The following is a 20,679-nucleotide window of genomic DNA, read 5'->3' on the forward strand; positions in this document are numbered from 1 at the left end:
CGACATCTCGAAGCGTGGAGGACGGCCGCGTCACGCATGCCCGGAAACGGGAGGCTTCAGCAGGTCGGATGACGTGCGAGGTTAAACATCAAGCTGAGGTGACCCGATCCCATGTCGAGGCCTTCCAGGCGTGGATGGTGCAGACCCGTTCCTCCTCCACGGCGCTGAACAAACACAAAGCCCTGCAGCAGTTCTTCAAGTGGCTGCGCGACGATGAAGAAGAGATCGACCGATCGCCGATGGACCGGGTCAAGCAGCCCAAGACGGTCAAGAAGCTGGTGCCAGTCATCGAGGACGAGGACACCGCGCGAGTCTTGGGGACCTGCAAGGGGAGGAAGTTCGTCCAACTGCGCGATGAGGCGATCATCCGGCTGTACTACAACACCGGTGCTCGCCTGGCCGAAGTCGGCAATCTGACGCTCGATGACCTCGACATGAACACAGACTCGGTGCGCTACCACGGCAAGGGCAGCAAGGACCGGCGGATGCGATTCGGCCCGCGGACCGGTCGAGCGCTGGGCCGATACCTGCGGGCGCGGGACAAGCACAAAGGTGCCGAGCTTCCAGATCTATGGCTGGCGGACCGGGGCGTCCGAAGGCTCGCTCCGAACGGCATCAAGCTCATGCTCAAGCGACGCGGCCGCGCCGCTGGTGTTGCCCACGTCCACGCCCACCGCTGGCGCCACACCTTCGCCCACGAGTGGAAACGAGCCGGCGGCGACAGCGGCGATCTCATGCTGTTACTCGGTTGGACATCCGATGACATGCCGCGCCACTACGGGGCCAGCGCGGCCGCCGAGCGTGCTCAGGAAACACACGTCAGGATGGGTATAGGTGAAAATGCCTGACCCATCACGCGGAACGTCCCCCTCGACACGGGCGGCGCAAAAGCGCAGCTATCGGGCAAGGGCTGCCGCGCACGCCTTGTGGGCGAGCACCACCGACCGAGCCGCGCGCACGGCACCGGGCACCAAGGCGTTCCTCGACCGATTTGAACGTCAGGTGGATCCCGAAGGAAAGCTGCCACAGGAGGTCCGCGAGCAGATGGCGCAGAGCGCAAGGACCGCGTACATGCTCCGACTTGCCCGGCTCTCGGCGGAGGCGCGTCGACGCAAGAGCCGGAACCCGTAGCGGACGGGCTCGCTTTGTTCAGCGGAGGTGCTGTGAGGAGACGACGAAGCTGCCCGGCGGAAGCCAGGACGCACAGACTCCTTTACTCGGCCGAGTACGCTCGACAGTGACCTCGAAGAACGACCCGTCGCACGCCGCTCAGACCCCACATAACTGGGGGTCAAGGGGTCGCAGGTTCAAATCCTGTCGTCCCGACGGTGCGAAGGGTCTTCGCAGGCGAGAGCCTGTGGGGGCCCTTTGTCGTGTGGATCGTGTCCGGCTTCGAGGTTGAGCATGCCGCTCATCGGCACCTTTACTCGGAGTCCGGCGAAGATGCCGCTCTTGGACCTGAGCAAGATCACTGCAGGTCTGTCGAAGACCTGGTCGGGGTTCCTGCGGGACTGGGACCGTTCTCTACGGTCGGGGAACTACCCGGAGACCACCCGCTACAACTGCCTGCCGTCGGCCGTCTTCAGCAGCTGGCCAGCTGCGCGGCCGCCAGCGTGGCTGGCGGCGCAGGTCGCCGGCGCCTACTCACGCCGCCACCACTCCGGTAAGCCCGCCATGGAGGGTGTGGAGACCAAGCTTCGGCGAGGCGCCTCGGTCGCCGATGTGGGGTGCGGCTTCGGCCACTCGACAGTGATCATGGCCAAGGCATTTCCGCAGTCTCGCTTTCATGGCTTCGACTTCCACGAGCCCTCCATCGAAGCAGCCCAAAAGCTGGCTGAGGAGGAGGGCCTCGGTGATCGTGTGACGTTCGAGGTCACCGCTGCGCAGGACTTGCCCGGTGGCGACTACGATCTCATCACGTTCTTCGATTGCCTCCATGATCTCGGTGATCCCGGTGCAGCACTCCGGGGTGCGGAAGAGGTCCTCGCAGACGACGGAAGCTGTCTTGTTGTCGAGCCAAACGTGTCGGCTGAGCCCGGGGAGAACATCCACCCGATCGGCCGGTCCTTCGCCTCCACCTCAGCTGTTCTCTGTCTGCCGGCAGCCATGGCGCAGGACGGCCCTCACGCGCTCGGTAATCATCCGGGTCAGGACGCTCTCGAAGCGATTGCCGCTGAGGTGGGTCTGCACAGCTGGAGGCCCGCCGTCGAGACCCTCACCAACCTCATTTACGACGTCAGGCGTTAAGGAGCCGTTGTCGTATCCAACGAGCTTTCCTGGTCGAACACGGGTCGGGCCTGCTCCTCCGCCGTCCAGTCCACCGGATAGCAGCGGTGCCTGTGGCCCCTGATGCAGTGCTTGCGGTACCAGTTGCGGGCGGCCCGGTCCGTGCCAGTCGCTGTGCTCCCCTTCTTCCGTCGATTGCAGTCATCGCACGCCGGCACGAAGTTCCACCAGATGTCTGTCCCCGCTCTGCCACCGGCCTCTCGTGATCCAACGTCGTAGCTCAACCGCACGATTGCCGCGCGGTGCCTTTCCGAGCTGTTCCCCGGCACGGCACATCACGGGATCGTCCATGCAGGGCGTGCGGACAGCTCTCCATTACTACGACGACGGGCCCCGAACCAGGTTCACATGCGTCGGCCCGAAGAGGGCCGACGCACGTCGTCAGGTGCCTCTGGCTGCCTACACTGCGCCGTCCCGCGCGGCCGTGGTCCGAAGGACGAAGTCACGGACCGCACCCGCGAACAGCTCGGGCTCCTCGATGTGTCCCATGTGCCCGCTGTTCTCCAGCACCAGCAGCTGCGAGTCGGGGATCAGCTCGTCGAGTTCGAGCGCCCAGCGAGGCCCGCAGATCACGTCGTGCCGGCCCACGACGACCAGAGCCCGCGGCTCCAGTCCCTTGAGAGCGGCGCGATCGTCGATGACCTCAGGTACGAGGTACTCGTCCAGGCCTGAGATGTACGTGGCGCGGACCGCGTCCCGGAAGGGGGCCAGCCGCTCCTCGTTGCCCCAGTAGTCGGCGAAGTACGACGGCAGAACACCGCGGGCGACCGCCACGGTCTGCTCGTCGCTGGAGATGCTGGACATCGCGCCGAACGCGGCCAGCACATCGGGCAGCCCGGGGTGGCCGGCGTGCTTCGCGGCGAACGCCTCCACCCTGCGGCCCGCCTCCGCGCCGTGCTCGGGACCGGTCACGGGCGCGCCCTCGTACAGCACGACGCCCGCCAGCTGCTCGGGGCGGTGCACGGCGTGGTGGGCGGCCACGAACGCGCCGTGCGAATGCCCCAGCAGGTGCACCTTGGGCACACCGAGCCGACTGATCAGCACCTGCAGGAAACGGCTGTACCTCTCCCGGGTGTAACCGTGCGGGTGGGAGGGAAGACGGCTGTCCTCGGCGGTGCCGACGGGCTCGACGTAGACCATCGTCAGGTGCTCTTCGAGGGCGGGCATGCGCAGGTAGTCCCAGAAGATGCCGGGACCGCCGGAGTGCGCCACGCACACCGGGCCGCTGCCGTGGACGTGATAACGCTGGACGATTCCGCCCGTCTGGTACGAGTGGGTTCCGGGCGAGAGGGGGGCCGGCGCCGTCGGTGTGTGCGATGGGTGTGTTCATCGGGATCTCCACGGTCTGCATGTGTCTGGGACACCGACAAGATGCGCCGGGAGCCGAGAAGTCCTATCGCCGGAATGTGATCTGCGTCACGTAGCCCGGGCGATACGGCGGGCCGTGGACTCAGACCGCGGCAGGAGCGGGGGTTGCCTCGGGGCGTGAGGCGTGATGGAGGGAGACCCGGTCGAAGCGGCTGCCGTCCAGCGACATGATCCAGGCGACACCAGGCGGGCAGTGGTCCGGGTCGTCAGACGGGTTGATCAGTTCCATCTCCCAGACGACCAGGGACCGGCCGGCCACCACGTGCAGGGGCCGCTGGCGCACACCCGCCGAAAGGTCCCAGTCCATTTCCCGCCAGCAGAAGGTCGACGCCGCCGAGCCGCCGGCCCCCGGTCAGCAGTGAGACCCCGGGGGAGTAGCGGTCCTTGACCACCTTGCCGAACGCGCCGCGCTCGGCGGCCGCGAGTGTCTCGTACGCCTCCTGCCAGCTGGCTTCGGTACGGCGTGTCGCGTCCTCGTGCGCCGTGGCCGCGGTGGCGGAGAGGGCCTGGGCGAGGGCGCCGCGTGCCTGGCTCAGCCGGCTGCGCACGGTGGTGACGGGAACCGAGCAGGCTTCGGCTATCTGCTGGTACGAGGTGATCCCGGTGGAGAAGTAGCGCAGGACGAGCGGCAGTCGCAGGGTCGGGGACAACGCCTCGACGGCCCCCCAGATCCAGTCCCGCAGCGCGTGGCTCTGCAGGACCTGCTCGGGCGTGGCGCCGTCCGACGGGTGCGGCACCGACTCCATCGGCTCGACACGTCGGGAGGCGCGCAGCAGCGTGCGGCAGCTGTTGCGTACGACCATGCGCAGCCATGGCCCCACGGCTGTCGGATCGCGCACGTCCACGATCCGGCGCAGCGCCACCAGCGCCGCTTCCTGCATGACGTCGTCCACGTCCGGGCCCGGTCCCAGCAGGCTGACCGCCACTGCACGCATTCCGGGCCGGTGCCGCTCCAGCAGCAGGGCCAGGGCCGATACGTCACCCGCCTGCGCGGCCCGTGTCAGTGCCGCGTCCTCCGCCGGCCCGGCGTCTTCCCGTATCCCGCTCATACCTCGTCCTCCCGGCCACGACACCTGTCTTCTTCTTCCGACCCTAACCGCTTCGAGGCACATGCCGGCCGTGACGCCGCAGAGGGCGCTGTGTGTGGCGTCGAGGTACGTGTGCCGGGAAAGGTCGGGGTCTCAGTACCAGTGGTTGGCCTGCCAGAACGCCCAGGCGCCACAGGGGCTGTCGTAGACGCTGTTCATATAGTTGAGGCCCCACTTGATCTGGGTGGCAGGGTTGGTCCGCCAGTCGGCGCCGACGGAGGAGCTGCTGCGGGATCCGCGCCCCGACGGCCTGCTGGGCCTGCTCATCGGACTGGACTGGCGGCACCGCCCGCGGGCCACCTGGGGCGCAGCGACCACGCGCCGTTCTGGAACCGCGGGATCCCCGCGCTGATGCTCACGGACACCGCGAACTTCCGCAATCCGCCTACCACCGGGCGACGGACCTGCCGAAAACGCTCGACTACGAACGTCTGGCCGCCGTCACCGCGGCCACCGCCGTGACCGCCGTCTCGTGGCCCGATGCCCGACGTGCGGTGTGAACATGTCGCCCGGCATGTGGCAGCCGCTGTCGATGTGGGTCTCGGGGATGCGCAACTCACACCTTTCTATGGCAGCATGTGTGCGTACCAGCGCGACACGTATGTCGTAGCGGCGCTCCTCCGGAGGCTCCATGTCCGCATCGCCCGAACCCGCCGCCCCTTCCACGAGCCTCGCTCTGCCCCTCGGCGAGAACCCCGTGGCCGTTCTCGAGGCCGCCGCATGGGCCATGGCCGCGATCGTGAGCACCCAGCGGCAGGCGCTGTCGGCGCCCCTAGCGGAGGTGCTCGCGTGCGATCCGCAGCGCACCGCGGTCCTGGAGAGCGTGGGCCTGGTCCGTCGCGGCCCCGACGGATTCGTCGTCCACCCTTCGCTGGTCCAGGCGGACGCGGCGACGGCGCGCAGCGCGGCGGAGGCGAAGCTCAGCTCGCTGCGGCAGGCCGTCTCGGCCGCCGCCTCCGACGTGGCCGGTACACCGCACGGTGGTTGGGGAGCGCAGACCGATGAGGTGCTGCTCAGCCAGGGACGGGCCTCCGCCGCGACCGGCCACGCGCTCGCCGCGAAGGTTGTTCCGCGGCTTGCCGGGTGCGCCGAGCGGCTGGCAGTCGAGGGCAGCCGCATCCTCGACGTGGGCACCGGCGTCGGCGCGCTGGCCTTGTCGCTGGCCCAGGGCTTCCCCGAGGCGCGGGTGGAGGGCATCGACGTACTGGAGCGGGCGCTGGGTCTGGCGCGGGCGGAGCTGAGCGTCGCGGATCCGGCGGTGGCCGCCCGGGTGTCCCTGCGCCACCAGGATGCGGCGGATGTGTCGGAAACGGGGATCTACCAGCTGATCTGGTTGCCGGCGCCGTTCTTGTCGGAAGAGCTGCTGCGGGCCGCTCTGCCCCGGCTCGTCGAGGCCCTGGCGCCGGGGGCGTGGCTGGTGGCGGGGACCAACCCCGTCGCCGATGACGCGCTGCGCCGCTCCGTCGGGCGGTGGACCGCGGTGCGCGGCGGCGGCAACGCCTTCGACACGGCGCGCATGAGTGAGGAGTTCGAAGCGCTCGGGTTGGGGGAGAGGAGGACCTTTCCCACGGTTCCGGGCGGCCCCGTTCTGATCGCGGCCCGGCGCCCGCTCGGGGACCGCTCGGCGGGGTCCTCGTGATCAGTCCGAGTGCGCCCTGGGCCCCTGGAACAGGTCCGCGGTGGCGGCGTCCCAGTCGATCGCGGCGAGTTCGCAACCGGCGGGAACGAGCTCATAGGTGTACTCCAGCCACTCCGCCAGCGGGGGCACGGGCAGCTCGAACAGGGCCGCCATGTCCCTGGAGGTCAGCTGAAGCCACGCGGTGGCCCGGGCCTCGGAGGGGGACGGCCACATCTGGACGTCACCGAGGCCGCTCGCCGAGTACAGCCCCTGCTGGAGGAGGTCGCGGCCGATCCGCCACAGGACACGCGGGCCGCCCTCGATGAGGAGCTCCACGCACACGTCCAAGGGGGCCTTGGGGTCGAACCGGAACTCCGCCCTGATGGCCTGCCGGGCGGAGACGTCCAGCACGCGCTCGATGTCCAAGATCAGCTCAGGACGGCCCTTCGGCGCCGTTCGACGGGCCTGTACACCGGGTCGGTTGCCGCTCATGACGAGTGGATCCTTCTCTCTGGCGAAAGCTGGCCCGACCCACTCTCGTCCCCGAGGGAGCGTCGTACATAAGTAACTTGACCGTCCAACGTCGCCGACTTCGACGGTGATGGCGGTGACGGACGCCCGCCAGGCGGACCTCTGTCCGCATCGGGGCGGCCCTGTCCGGCGGCCTTCCCGGGGCGCTCGGCCCCCGCGGCCCCGCGGGCGCCGCGGGCGTTCAACATTAAGTCATTCGACTGTCGCCCCTGACCTGTGCCTGAACGATCCTGAAACGGTCGCCCGCGTGCCAGTGCGGGGTGATCGTCATGCTCGGAGGGGCCAGCCGTGAACCACACTCCCGTCGTCTTCATCCATGGCACCTGGCTGCACGCGCTGTCCTGGGAGTCATGGGCGGAGCGCTTCGCCAGCCGGGGGTTCCTCGCGTTCACGCCAGGCTGGCCGGGGGAGGCGGCCGCGGCCTGGGAGATGCGCAAGTCCTCCGAGACGCTCGCGGGCATCGGCCTGGACGTGCTGACGGACCACTACGCAGAGATCGTACGTTCGTTTGAAACCGCGCCGGTGATCGTCGGCCACTCGGTCGGCGGCCTCATCGCGCAGCATCTCATCGGCGCCAACATCGGCCGAGCCGCGGTGGCCATCGCACCCGCCCCGATCAACGACATCCCACTGCCCGCCTCCCCGGCCAGCTTGTGGACCCCTGGCCAGGCCGACACCGCCGAACAGCTGGTGTCCCTGTCTCCGGAGCAGTTCCACCACGCCTTCGCGAACACCGTCGCGGCGGAGGAGGCCCACCGGCTCTTCGAGCGCTACGTCGTACCGGCGCCCCGCCGTCTGCTCGCCGACCTCGGGGTGCGTAGCCCGCGTGCCGTGGTGGATGTCGGCAACACGGACCGCGGCCCGCTCCTGCTGATCTCCGGGCAGGAGGACCTGCTGGTGCCCGACGCCGTCACGCGCGCGGTGTACAAGCAGTACGGCGACTCCACGGCCGTGACCGATCTGAAGCAGTTCGCGGACCGCGCCCACTCCCTGGTCATCGACAGCGGATGGAGATTCGTCGCCGACTACGTGCTCGGCTGGCTGGACGAACGTGGCCTCCGCGCGTACCTCGCATAGGGGCTCGGCGTGCCGCAGTCACACGTTCTGGTCGCCGGGGATCTTGCCCAGTGCGTCGCGCAGGGCGGCGCGTGAGGTGATGCCGAGCTTGGGGAAGACGCGGTAGAGGTGTGAGCTGACGGTGCGTGGTGACAGGTGCATGCGTTCGCCGATCTCCTTGTTGGTCAGGCCGCCGGCGGCGAGGTCGGCGATCCGGCGTTCCTGCCAGGTCAGTGCCGCCAGGTGCGCCGAGGAGACGAGAGTGGACGCACCCGCGGCGCGGAGCTCGGCCCGGGCGCGTTCGGTCCAGGTGGGCGCGCCCAGTCGCTCGAAGGTCTCCGTGGCCAGGGTCAGCGAATGCCGTGCCGCTTTGGGTCCTTGGGTGTGGCGTTGGCGGATGCCGTGGGCGAGGCGGATGCGGGCGAGTTCGTGGGGGAAGTGGGGGGCGGCGGGGTGGGTTTCGGCGTGGTGGTAGAGGGTTTCGGCTTCGGTGGGGTCGGTGGTGGTCATGGCGAGGGCGCCGTAGGTGATGAGGGCGAGGCGGGGGGAGATGTCGGGGAGGTTTGCTTTGTGGGCGGCGAGGGCGTGGGTGCGGGCTTGTTCGGTGCGGCCGGTGTGGAGGGCTGCTTCGACGAGGTCGAGGAGGGTGCGGGGGGCTTGGTGGGCGTAGGGGTGGAAGGTGCCGGGGGGTGTGATGCCGATGGCGTGGAGGTAGGCGGCTTCGTAGTCGCCTTCGGTGAGGGCGGCGGTGGTGCCGATGGCGTCGGTGATCTGGGTGAGGAAGCCGACGCCGCGGGGGCGGGCCCAGGCGTCGACCGTGGCTTGCAGTTCGCGGGCGCGTTCGACCTCGCCGCGCAGCGCGGCCAGCAGACCCAGATACGCTCGCGCGTGGTGGGCGAAGAGCGCGTTCCGATGGGAGGACGCCAGCTCCAGGCAACGCGTCCCGGTGCGCTCGGCCTCGGCCCACTCACCGACGGCGATCTGGTCGAGCATGATCAGGTGCAGCATGGTCATGCCGATGGACATGGCCCCGGTCTCCACCTCGCGGTCCACGGTGCGCTGGAGATGCGGCCGGTACTGGCTGAGGGTGTCCACGTGGTAGGCGGCGGCTGCCAGCCGGGTGATGTCCCACGGTTTGAGGTCGCCCAGGTCGGCGAAGGCGCGCTCCACCCGCTCCTGTGCACCGGTGCCACGCAGCACCACGTCGCCCCAGGCGTCCTCGTAGATGCGGGAGCGGGAGGGCACCAGGTCGCCCAGGGACTCCAGGAGCCGATGGGTCCGCTCCCATGAGGCGTCGTCACCCGCGTACTGGTTGATGGCCAGCAGCAGGTTGACCAGTCGCGTGAGCACCTCGTTCGGCTCCCGCACCCCGCTGCCCCGTATGTTCTCGATCGCGGCGACGACCTGCCGTTGCGAGGACCGCACGTCGCCGTCCTCGTACAGTGCGGCGTACGCCGACGTCACCACCGAGGCCGGGGACTCGTTCCGGCCGGATGTGGTGTCGGAGCGGACCAGTCGCCGGGCCTGGTCCAGCTGGCCGGAGTGCCCGGCGATGAACGCCGCGTCGCCCAGCCGTCGGGAGCGGTCCTCGTGACTCTCGCTCAGCTCCGCGGCCCGGGTCAGCCACGCCACGGCGGCCAGCGCGCCGCCCCGCCGGGTCGCCAGGTCCGCGGCCGCCTCCAGCGCGGCCGCGACCTGCTCGTCGGGGTCGACCGTCGAGGCCGCCAGATGCGTGGCCCGCCGTTCCAGATCGTCACGGTGCACCCGGGCGAGCACGGCGTGTGCCGCGCGCCGTTCGTTGGGCGTTGCCTTCTGGACGACGGTCGAACGCACCAGAGGATGCCGGAAGACGAAGTCGCCGCTGAGCGGATCGATGTCCAGCAGGCCGCAGGCCGCTGCCTCGTCGGCCTCCAGCATGCGGTAGCGCGTGCTCCTCGCGCGGCCGGCCGACGTACCGGCACCGACGCCGTCCAGAGCGCCGCGCAGCAGCTCCGCGCGCACGGCGGCGCCGAGAGCCTCGATACGGGCGCCGTACACGTGCTGCAGACGCAGGGGGAGCGGGATGCCGGTGTACCCGAACAGCTCCTCGGGAGTGCGTCCGGTCCGATTGCTGCGCACGTACGGCGGCAGTTCCAGCAGGGCCAGCGGATTCCCCTGAGCCTCGTCCAGGACCAGACGCCGGATCCGGGGGTCGAGACCGGGATGGTGCCTGTCCAGCAGCTGCTCGGAAGCCTTCTCCGACAGCGTGGTCACCGACAGTTCGGGTAGCGCGGCCGTGTCGAAGCCCGAGGGCACGTCGGAGCGCAGGCCGACGACGAGCCTCACCGAGCTGCCGGTCAACCGGCGCCCCACGAAACCGCACACCTCGGTGCTGGAGGTGTCGAGCCACTGGCCGTCGTCGAGCACCAGCAGGAGGGGTTGCTGCGACGCCGCGAGGGAGAGCAGGTCGAGGACGGCGATCCCGAGCGTCATGACTGAGGGGGGTGCGCCCTCGCCCCGGCCGAAGACGACGTCGAAGACCCCCCGGTGGGTGTCGTCCAGCCGGTCGATGTAGGTGAGCAGCGGATACAGGAACTGATGCAGGCCGGCGAACGGCAGCTCCGACTCGGCCTCGACACCGGCCGCCCTGATCACCCTGTGTCTCTCGGCCGTCGCGAGTTCGGCGACGTGGTCCAGCAGGGCACTCTTGCCGACGCCAGTGTCACCGCGCAGGACGAGAGCCCGCCCTCCGGAGGCCGCCACGAACGCCGACAGTACCTCCTGCTCGCTTTCGCGGCCGACCATGGTCCCGACCATTGACTCCACCATCCCCCACTCCCTTCACCCCGAACGCTCTCGCGTCCGTGCGCACGGATCGCGCCGGGCGCAATGGCGAGGGTACGTCGTCGTGCCTCGCCGCCCGGACCTCGAGGGTGGTGCGTTTCCGGCAGCCACATGTCGGGCGGCCGCGTATGTGACAGCGCGGCCGCCGGCCAGCCCGTCACATGCTCGGTGCGTCCCCCTCACACCTCACGCAGAAGACTAGATGCCTCCGGGGGATTTCGTCATCCGGTATGGCTGAAAAAGTTCTTGTTGTACGGCCATCCTTCCGAATACCGGGCTCGCCGGACGCGCGCTCCGGGGTGTGTACCTTCTGCTGCGAGACGTGTGTCGGGGCCGACACCCCGAGCCATCAGGAGGAACACATGAACCACTCGGCCCGTCGCCGCGGCGTACCAACACGCGTTGGCGTCGGGCGGGAGCACCGGTCGACACACCCTGGTGAGCCTGATCGAGGCCGTTTCACCGATACTTCAGCAGGTGCGGTACGCGACGGAGCTTCTGCTGCCCCACGACAGGACCTCCCCCAGGAAGGCTGAACACGGTGACGACCGCCGCATATCAGGGTGAACCCGGATCCAACTCGGCAACCGCCGCGCGCGCCCTGTACCCCGAGGGCGACGAGCTGGCCTGCACGAGCTTCGAGCAGGCCCTGGACGCCGTGACGCTCGGCGCCGCCGACGTCGCCGTGATCCCGGTCGACAACTCCGCGGCCGGACGCGTCGCCGACGTGCACCACCTGCTGCCGGAGTCGGGGCTGTTCATCATCGCCGAGTACTTCCTCGCCATCCGCTTCGACCTGATGGGGGTGCCCGGCGCGACGCCGGACCAGGTGGAGTGCGTACGCAGTCACGTGCACGCGCTGGGACAGTGCCGCAAGGTGCTGCGGGAGGGCGGCTGGCGCACCCTCGTCAGGACGACACGGCCGGAGCGGCGCGTGAGGTGGCCGAACTGGGCGACCCGCGGCACGCGGCGCTCGCCCCGCCCGCCGCGGCCGAGCTCTACGGCCTCGACGTGCTGCGCTCCGAGGTCGAGGACGACCCGGACAACACCACACGGTTCGTCGTCCTCTCCCGGGACGCCGCCCTGGCCCCGCACACCGGGGAGCCGACGATGACGAGCCTGTTCTTCTCCGTGCGCAACATCCCCAGCGCGCTGTACAAGGCGCTCGGCGGCTTCGCCAGCAGCGGCGTGAACCTCACCAAGATCGAGAGCTACCAGATCGGCGCCGGCCTCAACGCCAGCCGCTTCTACGTCGAGATCGAGGGACACCCCGACGACGAGCGCGTCGCCCTCGCCCTGCACGAGCTGCGCTTCTTCTCCACCGAGGTGCGCATTCTGGGGGTGTACCCCGCGCACCCGCACCGGCTGAAGAACTGACCGCGCACTGGGACGGGAGAGGGCGCGCGGCCCCCGCGCCGACATGTCACGTCCGACCCTGCGTGCACGTCGGGCGGGCGCCGCTTCCGCTCCGGCTCCTGAGACAAGGAAGGCATCCGGAGCGGGTCCGAGGGACTGGGTTCTCCGCCACCGTCGCCGGGGCGGCGGAGAACCCTTCACTGGGACAACGTAGGAGCCCACCCCGGGAGTGCACACACATGTGCCGCTCGCACATGTGCCTGACCGGCGAGAAACATGACGACCTGATGGAAAGCCGGTCCCGGCGGCCTTCTAAGGTGTGAGCATGACTCAGCACCGCAAGGGCCTCGTCCTCGACTTCGGTGGTGTGCTGACAACCCCTCTGCTGCCCGCCGCGCTCGCCTTCGAGAAGCGCGAGGGACTGGCCGAGGGGACTCTGCTCACCCTCTACCTCGACCCCGAGGGAATCCGGCTCACCGAGGAACTGGAGCGTGGCACGCTCACCCAGACCCAGTGGAACGAAGCGGCCGCCAGGCTTCTCGGTGTCCCGCCGGGCAACCTGATGGGCCGTATCTTCGCCGACCTGCGCCCCGAGACCTCGGTGATCGCCGCGGCCGCCGCAGCCCGCCGGGCGGGCGTCGAGGTCGGCATCCTCTCGAACTCCGTCGGCCTGACCCCCTGGAACCTGTACGACGGCTACGAGGTCGAGGAGCGCTACGACGCCCTGGTGCTGTCGGAGGTCCACGGGACGCGCAAGCCCGAACCGGAGATCTTCCGGCTCGTGCTCGGCGAACTCGGCCTGACGGCCGAGGACTGCGTGTTCGTGGACGACACCGAGCAGCACCTGCTGCCTGCGGCGGAGCTGGGATTCGCCACCGTCCACGCCGTGGAGCCTGCCCGGACGGTCGCCGCGCTGGAAACCCTGCTCGGCATCCCGCTGACGGACGACAAGGACCCGGATCGGGTCACCACCTAAGGAGACACCTGTGCGACGGGGCCTGGCCCTGCCGACCTTCGGTCCCGACGCCCGGCCGGAGGGCATCCTGCGCGTCTGCCGGACCGCGGAGGACATGGGATACGACTCCCTGCGGACGGGAGACCGCGTCCTTGCCCCACACGTGCCGGGCGCCCCCTACCCGAGCGGCGACGGCGAGATGCCGCGCGCCTACGAGAACCACATGGACCCCCTGGTCGCCCTGACGTTCGCCGCGGCCCACACGACACGGGTCCACCTGGGCACGACCAGCTGAACGGGCTGTGGCTGCCGCCGATCATGCTGGCCCGCTCCCTGACCACCCTCGACCTCCTCAGCCAGGGGCGGCTGATCGTGTGCCTCGGCCTGGGCTGGATGCCCGACGAGTACACCGCGGTCTCCGTGCCCTGGAAGGGCCGCGGCGCACGGCTCGACGAAACCCTGGACGTCCTGGAGGAGTACTGGGCCAACGACGTGTTCGCGCACGAGGGGCCGCTGTTCACCATCCCGGAGACCGTGGTGGGCCTCAAGCCGTGCCGGCGGCCCGGACCCCATGCTGCTCGCGGCGTTCACCCCCGGCGGACTGCGCCGCATCGGCCGGCGGTTCGGCGGCTGGCTGCCCGTGGCGATGCCGCTCCCGCACCTGATGGGCATGTGGGACGTCATCCAGAAGGCGGCGGTGGAGGCGGAACGCGACCCGGCTACCCTGCGCATGGCGCTGCGCGTCAATCCCCGGCTCACCGACACCAAGACAGACCCGGACCGGATGCCCCGGGCGGGCACCCTCGCCCAGTAAACCGGCTACGCGCGGGCCGCCGCCGAGGCAGGCGTGCACGAACTGTTCGTGGACTTCGGGCAGACCCCCGCCACCCTCGCCGAACGCGTCGACCTGGCAGGCCGCTTCCTCGAAGGAGTCCGCCACGCCTGACGGCGATCGGTTCATCAGCCCGACGGCCCTCGGGAACACCTGGACACATGTGTTCCCGAGGGCCGTCGGTGTGTCAGGACGTTCCGAGGCCGTTCAGCAGGGTGTCGACGACCACGTCCGCTGCCTGCCCGGGGCTCAGTTCGGGCAGCTGCCGGGATACGAGGTGCATGAGCTGAGGCAGCAGCGCGCTTGCCCATCCCTCCGGGAGACCAGGGCGCAGGAGGCCTTCGTCGGTGGCGCGTCGGAGGAAGGCGTCGACCTCGCGGCCCCGGGAGCCTCGAACGCTTCGTGGACGACGAAATGTACGCGCATGAGCTTGGCGGATTCCTGTGGAGGGTCAACGTTCGTGGGAATGGCGGGGAGCCGGAACGGTCGGCAGGCGCCGTGGCCCGGGCCCCGCCGGCCACCTGACGGCGTCGGTGGGGGAGACCCCGGGGTGGGCCCGATGGACGACGTCACGCAGGAATCCGGTGAGGATCTCCAGCGTCCGCCCCGGCTCCTCGCAGGCCGCCGCGTGTCCGCCCTTGACCGCGGCCAGACGAGCGCCGGCTATGCCATTCGCGAGTTCTACCGAGTGCTCCGGATCCACGAACCGGTCTCCCGCGGCCGCGACGACCAGGGTGGGGGCGGTGACGGCGGGGAGGTCGCCGCGGACGTCGATGCCCAGGGCGAAGGCGATCTGCTGGGCGGTGCCGGCCGCGGACGCCACCAACCGGGCGGTGAGCTGTCGGGCTACTTCCGGTGTGCGTGCGTCCAGATAGTCCTCGGAGAAGAACAGCGAGGTCAGGAAGGTGCCCAGCTCGTCGTCGTCGCCGACGTGCAACGACGCCCACACCTCCAGACCGAGCCACAGCGTGGTGCGGGGCCGGGCGAAGCCGCAGAGGGTGAACAGGCCGCGGACCCGGTCGGGATGGCGGGCGGCGACCTTGACCGCGACGGCCGCGCCGAGCGAGGTTCCGGCGATCACGAAGTCGTTCAGCCCGGCCCTGTGCGCCGTGGCCACCACCTGGTCGGCCACGGCACTTGCCTCCAGCAGGCCGGCGGGCAGCGGACTGCGACCCGATCCGGGGAGGTCGGGAAGCACGACGGTGTGCTCGGCCGCGAGGTCGGCGAGCAGCGCCTCCCAGATGTCGGCCGCGGTGCCCCCGATACCGGGCAGGAGCACCAGGCCGGGGCCGCTGCCCTGGATGTCGTACGCGAGCATGTGCCACCTCTTCTCCCCCTTCCCTAAGAGCACGAGAGGGGACGGTGTGCGGGTTCACATGCCCGGTACGCGGTCGGGCCACTGAGCACCCCGGCCGGACGCACGACGGTCGAGCGCGCCGGGCTCCTCCGGCGCGCAGGCGGTCACGGTGTCCTGTCCTTCGCCTGGCCGGGCTCCACCCGCTCGGCGGTCCAGGAGGTGAGGATGCGCAGGGCGTCGTGGGAGGGGCTGCCGGGTTCGGCGGTCAGGACCATCAGGCGTTGTCCAGAGCCGTCGGAGCCGGCCCAGGTGTCGCAGTCGAGGGTGAGGTCGCCGACCAGGGGATGGTGGTAGTGCTTGGTGCCGTAGGTCGCGCTGTTGACGCGGTGTTCGGCCCACCAGGTGCGGAAGTCGGTGTCCTGGATGGTCAGTTCGCCGACGAGGCGGGCGAGGTCCGGGTCGTCGGGGTCGGCCGCAGCCTCCATGCGCAAAGCGGCGACGGCGTCCCGGGCGTCATGGGCCCACTCCCGGTGCATCGCCCGGATCGCGGGGTCGGTGAACATCAGGCGCAGGTAGTTGCGCCGGCCGGCCGGGACGGCGGCGAAGTCGGTGTAGAGGGCTGCGGCGGCGGGGTTCCAGGCCAGGATGTCCAGGCGTTTGCCGAGGACGAGGGCGGGTGTGTGGGTGAGCTGGGCGAGCAGGCGTCGCATGGCGGGGCGTACGCGTTGGACGGGCCGGCGGCGTGGGTGCACGTCGGTTCGGCCGGCGAGTTCGTAGAGGTACTTCTGCTGGTCGTCGTCGAGGCGTAGGGCGCGGGCCAGGGTGGTGAGGACGGGGGCGGAGGCGCGGACGCGGCCCTGTTCGAGGCGGGTGTAGTAGTCCACGCTGATCGCGGCGAGCCGGGCGACCTCCTCGCGGCGCAGTCCCGTGACCTTGCGCGCGGAGTCCGTCTCGGGCAGGCCGCACTCGAGCGGATCCAGCTGCGCCCGACGGACCCTGAGAAAGGCACCGAGCGCACGGGGGTCGGAGTGTGAGGTCATGGCGTCGATTCTCCTGCGGATGGCATACGTGTGAGGTGTGCCAGGTGATGTCCCGAGGACGGCGGAACCTGGAGTCCCGCCGTCCTTCGAGGGAGGTCAGCGGACGGTGGCGTGGGCGGCCCGCTCGATCACGTCGGCCACCAGGTGGGGGTGGGAGACGGCGACCGAGTGGGAGGCGGCGACCTCGGTGGTGTGCGCGTGCGCGCGCTTGGCCATGAACCGCTGGACGGCGGCGGGGATGTTGAGATCGCGGGTGGTGACGATGTCCCAGCTGGGCTTGGTCTTCCAGGCCGCGGTGGTGGCCTTCTCCTCCAGGGCGGCCTGGGCGATGGGACGCTGCTCGGCGGCCATCAGGGCGGCCTGCTGGGCGGGCACGTCGGCGGCGAACTGGTGCCGGAACTTGTCCTGCTGGATGTACAGGTCGGTGGCGGTGGAGCCGTCGGCCTGCTGGTAGGTGACCGGGTCCAGGGCGTCGGGGAGGGTGGAGCCCGGGTACTTGTTGGTCAGCTCCAGGGCGCTCTCGCCGGGGGCGGGCAGGAAGGCGGCGACGTAGACCAGGGCCTTGACGTCGCGGTCGTCGGTGGCGGCCTGGCTGATGACGTTGCCGCCGTAGGAGTGGCCGACGAGGATCTTCGGGCCCTTGACGTGGTCGAGGACCGTGCGCAGGGCGGCGGCGTCGGAGGCCGGGCCGCGCAGCGGGTTGGCGGCGGCGACGACCGGGTAGCCGTCGGCGCGCAGCCGGGAGATGACGCCGTTCCAGCTGGAGCCGTCGGCGAAGGCGCCGTGCTCCAGGACGATGGTCGGCTTGGCGGGTCGGCCGGCGTCGGCGGCCTCGGCGGTCCTGGTCGCGCCGTCGGCGGTGCCGCTGAGGGCGAACGCACCGAGCGCGAGCCCCGCCGTGACCGTGGAGACCGCACCCATTGCCAGTTGCTTGCGTCCACCCTTGATGCTCACCACGACAAACCCCTCTCAGGTTCTTTTCTCGGAATATGGGGCGGGGCGGCCTATCGGCCTCCGTCACCGCCCTGGCTGGTGATGAATTTGCCATCCGATCCGTCACCTGTCAAGGTGGTGACGAACGGTTTTCCGGGCCGACGTGCGAGCCTGGAGCCTGCGCGGACAGACGCGGACAGAAAGGTGAGGTGCCATGAGCGATGCCGAGGAGAAGGCGCTGCTGGCGGGTGGCTGCTTCTGGGGCATGCAGGAGCTGATCCGGGCGCTGCCCGGTGTGGTGCGCACCCGGGTGGGCTACAGCGGCGACGACGACAAGCCCGAGCCCACCTATCGCGACCACGGGAAACACGCGGAGTCGATCGAGATCACCTTTGATCCCACGATCACCGACTACCGCACGATCCTGGAGTACTTCTTCCAGATCCACGACCCGACCACGAGGAACCGGCAGGGCAACGACATCGGCCTCAGCTACCGCTCCGCCATCTTCTACCTCGACGACGAGCAGCGTCGCGTCGCGCAGGACGCCATCGCCGACGTCGACGCGTCCGGGCTGTGGCCGGGGCCGGTGGTGACCGAGGTGGTGCCGGCCGGCCCGTTCTGGGAGGCCGAGCCGGAGCACCAGGACTACCTGCAGCGCTACCCGGACGGCTACACCTGCCATTTCCCGCGGCCGAACTGGCGCCTGCCCAGGCGCGGCGAGTCCTGAACACCGGCGCGGCCGGGAAGGGCGACGCCCTTACCGGCCGCGCACACGTGTGCCGCTGAGGACCACGTAGGCCGGGTTGCGCTATTTTGCCCACGGGTCCCGCAGGATGCTGTCCGCCAGTGCCGCCGCACAGCCGGACAGCATCCGCTCGCCCTTCTCCGGGCTTGCCACCCGGGCGTCGCCCGCGACCCCGGACTCGGTGATCCGGTCGAGGGCACGGCCATGTACACCGGCTCGGTGGACTCCGCGGGCAGCGTGATGTGCGGCCCGTGCGCCTCGTCCAGGTGCTCGGTACGGATCAGCTCGGGGAAGGCGGCCATCATCATGGACGTCTCCCCGTCACACGCGTGCATGAGGCCGTCCTGTGTCTCCAGGGTGTCCCGCACCACCCCCCGTCCGACGCCGAAGTAGCTGGCGAACGCGATCGGCGCAGACAGCTCCGTCGTGAGGGCGTTGAGGGCGGTCATGTTCCCGCCGTGCCCGTTGACGATCAGGATGCGTGAGAAACCCACCCGGAACACGGAGCGGATGTCACGCAGCAGCGCGTGCAACGTGGGCAGGCCGAGCGTCAGGGTGCCGCCGAAGGCCATGTGGTGCTCCGACAGGCCCGTCGGCACGGAAGGCGTCACCACCCACCGGTGTGCTCGGCGGCCAGCACCGCCGCCCGGCGGCACACCTCCGCGGCCAGGAAGTCGTCGACGCCGGTGGGCAGATGGGGGCCGTGCTGCTCGGTGGCCCCGATGGGCAGCAGCACCACGGCGTCCCGCGCCGCGAGGGCACGCGGCTCGGCGGCGGCCAGACGGTTCCACTGGACTTCGCGCATCTGGAACTCCTCCTGGGCGTGACCGGCGCGGCGCGAGGCGCCGGGTCGGGGGGCGGATCTTAGAGGTGGTCGGCGTCGACCACGGCCTGGGCGAAGGCGGTGGGCGCTTCCTGTGGCAGGTTGTGGCCGATGTCCGCGACGGTGCGGTGCAGGTACGGGCCGGTGAAGTGGCCGCGGTAGGAGGAGCCGTCGCCGGCCGGGGTGAAGGGGTCGAGCGCCGCGTCGAGGGTGACGGTGGGAACGCCGATGGGGGGCTGGGCCGCGAGCAGCTTCTCGTAGCGGTCGTAGCGGTGTTCACCCTCGAGGAGGCCGATGCGCCAGCGGTAGTTGTAGAGGACGACGGCGGCGTAGTCGGGGTTCTTGAAGGCCTGGGCGGTGCGCTGGTAGGTGGCGTCGTCGAAGTTCCAGTTGGGGGAGACGAGTGTCCACACGTAGCGGCACAGCGCGATGCGCTTGTCGACGTTCTCCATGGTCTTCTTGCCACGCTCGGTGGCGAAGTACCACTGGTACCACCAGTTGTGCTCCACGGCCGGGAGAGCGGGCTCCAGCTGCGCCTTGCGGTCGGTGATGAGGTAACCGCTGGTGGAGACAAGGGCCTTGACGCGCTCGGGCCACAAGGCGGCGATGATGTCGGCGGTGCGTGAGCCCCAGTCGAAGCCGGCGAGGACGGCCTTGTGGATCTTGAGGGCGTCCATCAGGGCGATGATGTCCAGCGCGATGGCGGACTGCTCGGCGGTGCGGGGGGTGCGGCGGGACAGGAAACGGGTGCTGCCGTGGCCGCGCAGGTAGGGAACGATGACGCGGTACCCCTGGTCGGCGAGGAGCGGGGCGACGTCGACGAAGCTGTGGATGTCGTAGGGCCAGCCGTGCAGGAGGAGGACGACCGGGCCGTGGGCGGGACCGGCCTCGGCGTAGCCGATGTCCAGGACACCCGCCTTGACCTGCTTGATCGTGGCGAACTCGGTGTGCGTGCCCGGGGTGATGGCGGGCACGGTGGGGATGGAGGTGCCGCCCGGCTCGTGTGCGGCGGTCGCGGCAGATGCGCTGGTCTGCAGGCCGGACAGGGACACCGCGGCCGCGCCGGTGCCCAGGCCGACGGCCTTGCTGAAGGTACGCCTGTTGATCATGTGAAGCCCTCCGTCGTGCGTTTCCGGTGACCGGCCCGAGCCCGGGAAACCTCCCGCTCACATCGGCGGTACGAGATCACCGCGGTTCATGACGCGATGACCCTCGCACACCGATCGTCACCTGTCAAACCGGTGACGAATGGCGGCTCCGATGAGGATGGGCGGCAGATCCGTGGCTCTCCCTCTCCAGGAGCGGGACCGGCGGCACATACTCTCGTCCGCAACGAAACCGGACACATCAGTCATATGACGGTCAGGCGCGGAGTCCGTCGACTGAGCGCTCCTCGACGTCCTGCACTGAGATGCCCTGTTCGCCCTCCAACCTGGCCAGTGCGTCGCGCAGGGCGGCGCGTGAGGTGATGCCGAGCTTGGGGGAGACGCGGTAGAGGTGTGAGCTGGCGGTGCGTGGTGACAGGTGCATGCGTTCGCCGATCTCCTTGTTGGTCAGGCCGCCGGCGGCGAGGTCGGCGATCCGGCGTTCCTGCCAGGTCAGTGTTGCGTCGGCTCTCATTCCTTAAGAGTATCTCGGATGTAGAGAATCATAGCCTTGAGGTCACTCTTATGTGCATCTAACAAAGAGAATTGCTACATTGAAGTGGCAGTTGGATGACAGGTAAGAACGACTGAGCCGAAAGCACCGGAAGAGAGAAAGCACATGATCACCTACGACCGGCTCTTCATCGGAGGCTCCTGGATCGAGCCGAGCAACCCGGAGCTGCTCGACATCGCCTCGCCGCACGACCAGTCCGTGGTCGGCCGGGCCGCGCAGGCGCAGCCGGCGGACATCGACCGCGCGGTCGCCGCGGCACGGGCGTC

At 69.9% G+C, this 20,679-nt stretch carries 18 protein-coding genes and 6 pseudogenes; 11 read left to right on the top strand and 13 right to left on the bottom strand.

The window, feature by feature from the left end; genetic code table 11:
• Both ACFY0T_RS49395 and ACFY0T_RS49400 read left to right on the top strand, forming a co-directional pair.
• The coding region (locus tag ACFY0T_RS49395; protein ID WP_388885600.1) for a tyrosine-type recombinase/integrase at positions 1 to 848 on the top strand (848 nt) is incomplete at its 5' end.
• 556 nt (positions 849 to 1,404) lie between these two features.
• Entirely contained in the window at positions 1,405 to 2,247 is an 843-nt protein-coding gene (locus ACFY0T_RS49400) for a class I SAM-dependent methyltransferase (protein WP_388885602.1), read from the top strand.
• 438 nt (positions 2,248 to 2,685) lie between these two features.
• Here the strand turns inward: ACFY0T_RS49400 and ACFY0T_RS49405 are convergent, their stop codons facing one another.
• The 3 genes and pseudogenes from ACFY0T_RS49405 to ACFY0T_RS49415 form a co-directional block, all read right to left on the bottom strand.
• Positions 2,686 to 3,540: an alpha/beta fold hydrolase gene (locus ACFY0T_RS49405; protein WP_388885640.1), complete on the bottom strand. Its 855-nt coding sequence runs from the start codon at positions 3,538 to 3,540 to the stop codon at positions 2,686 to 2,688.
• A 320-nt stretch (positions 3,541 to 3,860) separates the two neighbouring features.
• Positions 3,861 to 4,703, bottom strand: coding sequence for an RNA polymerase sigma factor (locus ACFY0T_RS49410; protein WP_388885604.1), 843 nt, complete (start codon positions 4,701 to 4,703; stop codon positions 3,861 to 3,863).
• Between the two features lie 132 nt (positions 4,704 to 4,835).
• Positions 4,836 to 4,964 (bottom strand): annotated as a pseudogene (locus tag ACFY0T_RS49415) (lytic transglycosylase domain-containing protein); the annotation flags it as partial.
• 409 nt (positions 4,965 to 5,373) lie between these two features.
• Here ACFY0T_RS49415 and ACFY0T_RS49420 point away from each other — a divergent pair.
• Complete coding sequence (locus ACFY0T_RS49420) at positions 5,374 to 6,381, top strand: class I SAM-dependent methyltransferase (RefSeq protein ID WP_388885606.1); 1,008 nt, start codon at positions 5,374 to 5,376, stop codon at positions 6,379 to 6,381.
• Here the strand turns inward: ACFY0T_RS49420 and ACFY0T_RS49425 are convergent, their stop codons facing one another.
• The gene (locus ACFY0T_RS49425) at positions 6,382 to 6,852 is read right to left on the bottom strand and encodes an SsgA family sporulation/cell division regulator (RefSeq protein WP_388885608.1); all 471 of its coding nucleotides are present in this window, start codon (positions 6,850 to 6,852) and stop codon (positions 6,382 to 6,384) included.
• Between the two features lie 327 nt (positions 6,853 to 7,179).
• On the opposite strand from ACFY0T_RS49425, the gene ACFY0T_RS49430 reads away from it, so the two are divergent.
• Positions 7,180 to 7,968 (top strand): alpha/beta hydrolase, encoded by a 789-nt coding sequence (locus ACFY0T_RS49430; RefSeq protein WP_388885611.1) that lies wholly within the window; start codon positions 7,180 to 7,182, stop codon positions 7,966 to 7,968.
• Positions 7,969 to 7,986: 18 nt separating this feature from the next.
• Here the strand turns inward: ACFY0T_RS49430 and ACFY0T_RS49435 are convergent, their stop codons facing one another.
• Positions 7,987 to 10,755, bottom strand: a complete 2,769-nt coding sequence (locus tag ACFY0T_RS49435; RefSeq protein ID WP_388885613.1) for an AAA family ATPase — start codon at positions 10,753 to 10,755, stop codon at positions 7,987 to 7,989.
• A 556-nt stretch (positions 10,756 to 11,311) separates the two neighbouring features.
• Between ACFY0T_RS49435 and ACFY0T_RS49440 the strand changes: the two are divergent.
• From ACFY0T_RS49440 to ACFY0T_RS49460, 5 genes and pseudogenes are all read left to right on the top strand, one after another.
• Positions 11,312 to 12,147 (top strand): annotated as a pseudogene (locus ACFY0T_RS49440) (prephenate dehydratase).
• 304 nt (positions 12,148 to 12,451) lie between these two features.
• Positions 12,452 to 13,102, top strand: coding sequence for an HAD-IA family hydrolase (locus ACFY0T_RS49445; RefSeq protein ID WP_388885616.1), 651 nt, complete (start codon positions 12,452 to 12,454; stop codon positions 13,100 to 13,102).
• 10 nt (positions 13,103 to 13,112) lie between these two features.
• Positions 13,113 to 13,376, top strand: coding sequence for a hypothetical protein (locus ACFY0T_RS49450; RefSeq protein ID WP_388885618.1), 264 nt, complete (start codon positions 13,113 to 13,115; stop codon positions 13,374 to 13,376).
• 23 nt (positions 13,377 to 13,399) lie between these two features.
• A pseudogene (locus ACFY0T_RS49455) lies at positions 13,400 to 13,663 on the top strand (LLM class flavin-dependent oxidoreductase); the annotation flags it as partial.
• Entirely contained in the window at positions 13,653 to 13,895 is a 243-nt protein-coding gene (locus tag ACFY0T_RS49460; protein WP_388885642.1) for a hypothetical protein, read from the top strand. The pseudogene ACFY0T_RS49455 and the gene ACFY0T_RS49460, both read left to right, overlap by 11 nt.
• Before the next feature lie 205 nt (positions 13,896 to 14,100).
• Here ACFY0T_RS49460 and ACFY0T_RS49465 read toward each other — a convergent pair.
• The 4 genes and pseudogenes from ACFY0T_RS49465 to ACFY0T_RS49480 all read right to left on the bottom strand — a co-directional run.
• A pseudogene (locus ACFY0T_RS49465) lies at positions 14,101 to 14,292 on the bottom strand (TetR family transcriptional regulator); the annotation flags it as partial.
• Positions 14,293 to 14,364: 72 nt separating this feature from the next.
• Positions 14,365 to 15,231: an alpha/beta fold hydrolase gene (locus ACFY0T_RS49470; RefSeq protein ID WP_388885621.1), complete on the bottom strand. Its 867-nt coding sequence runs from the start codon at positions 15,229 to 15,231 to the stop codon at positions 14,365 to 14,367.
• A gap of 143 nt (positions 15,232 to 15,374) precedes the next feature.
• Positions 15,375 to 16,250, bottom strand: a complete 876-nt coding sequence (locus ACFY0T_RS49475) for a helix-turn-helix domain-containing protein (protein ID WP_388885624.1) — start codon at positions 16,248 to 16,250, stop codon at positions 15,375 to 15,377.
• A gap of 96 nt (positions 16,251 to 16,346) precedes the next feature.
• A complete protein-coding gene (locus tag ACFY0T_RS49480) occupies positions 16,347 to 17,207 on the bottom strand; it encodes an alpha/beta fold hydrolase (RefSeq protein WP_388885627.1) in 861 nt (286 codons plus the stop codon).
• Between the two features lie 190 nt (positions 17,208 to 17,397).
• On the opposite strand from ACFY0T_RS49480, the gene msrA reads away from it, so the two are divergent.
• Positions 17,398 to 17,913 (top strand): peptide-methionine (S)-S-oxide reductase MsrA, encoded by a 516-nt coding sequence (gene msrA, locus ACFY0T_RS49485; RefSeq protein WP_388885630.1) that lies wholly within the window; start codon positions 17,398 to 17,400, stop codon positions 17,911 to 17,913.
• Here the strand turns inward: msrA and ACFY0T_RS49490 are convergent.
• From ACFY0T_RS49490 to ACFY0T_RS49505, 4 genes and pseudogenes are all read right to left on the bottom strand, one after another.
• Entirely contained in the window at positions 17,856 to 18,542 is a 687-nt protein-coding gene (locus tag ACFY0T_RS49490; RefSeq protein WP_388885633.1) for a creatininase family protein, read from the bottom strand. The two genes, msrA and ACFY0T_RS49490, sit on opposite strands and share 58 nt — an antisense overlap.
• Positions 18,539 to 18,736, bottom strand: a complete 198-nt coding sequence (locus tag ACFY0T_RS49495) for a creatininase family protein (protein ID WP_388885635.1) — start codon at positions 18,734 to 18,736, stop codon at positions 18,539 to 18,541. The genes ACFY0T_RS49490 and ACFY0T_RS49495 overlap by 4 nt, the downstream gene beginning before the upstream one ends.
• A gap of 59 nt (positions 18,737 to 18,795) precedes the next feature.
• Positions 18,796 to 19,863 (bottom strand): alpha/beta fold hydrolase, encoded by a 1,068-nt coding sequence (locus ACFY0T_RS49500; RefSeq protein WP_388885638.1) that lies wholly within the window; start codon positions 19,861 to 19,863, stop codon positions 18,796 to 18,798.
• 253 nt (positions 19,864 to 20,116) lie between these two features.
• Positions 20,117 to 20,362 (bottom strand): annotated as a pseudogene (locus tag ACFY0T_RS49505) (helix-turn-helix transcriptional regulator); the annotation flags it as partial.
• A 156-nt stretch (positions 20,363 to 20,518) separates the two neighbouring features.
• Between ACFY0T_RS49505 and ACFY0T_RS49510 the strand changes: the two are divergent.
• Positions 20,519 to 20,679 (top strand): annotated as a pseudogene (locus ACFY0T_RS49510) (aldehyde dehydrogenase); the annotation flags it as partial.

It is taken from the genome of Streptomyces sp. NPDC001530 (assembly GCF_042894545.1).
GTDB lineage: Bacteria > Actinomycetota > Actinomycetes > Streptomycetales > Streptomycetaceae > Streptomyces.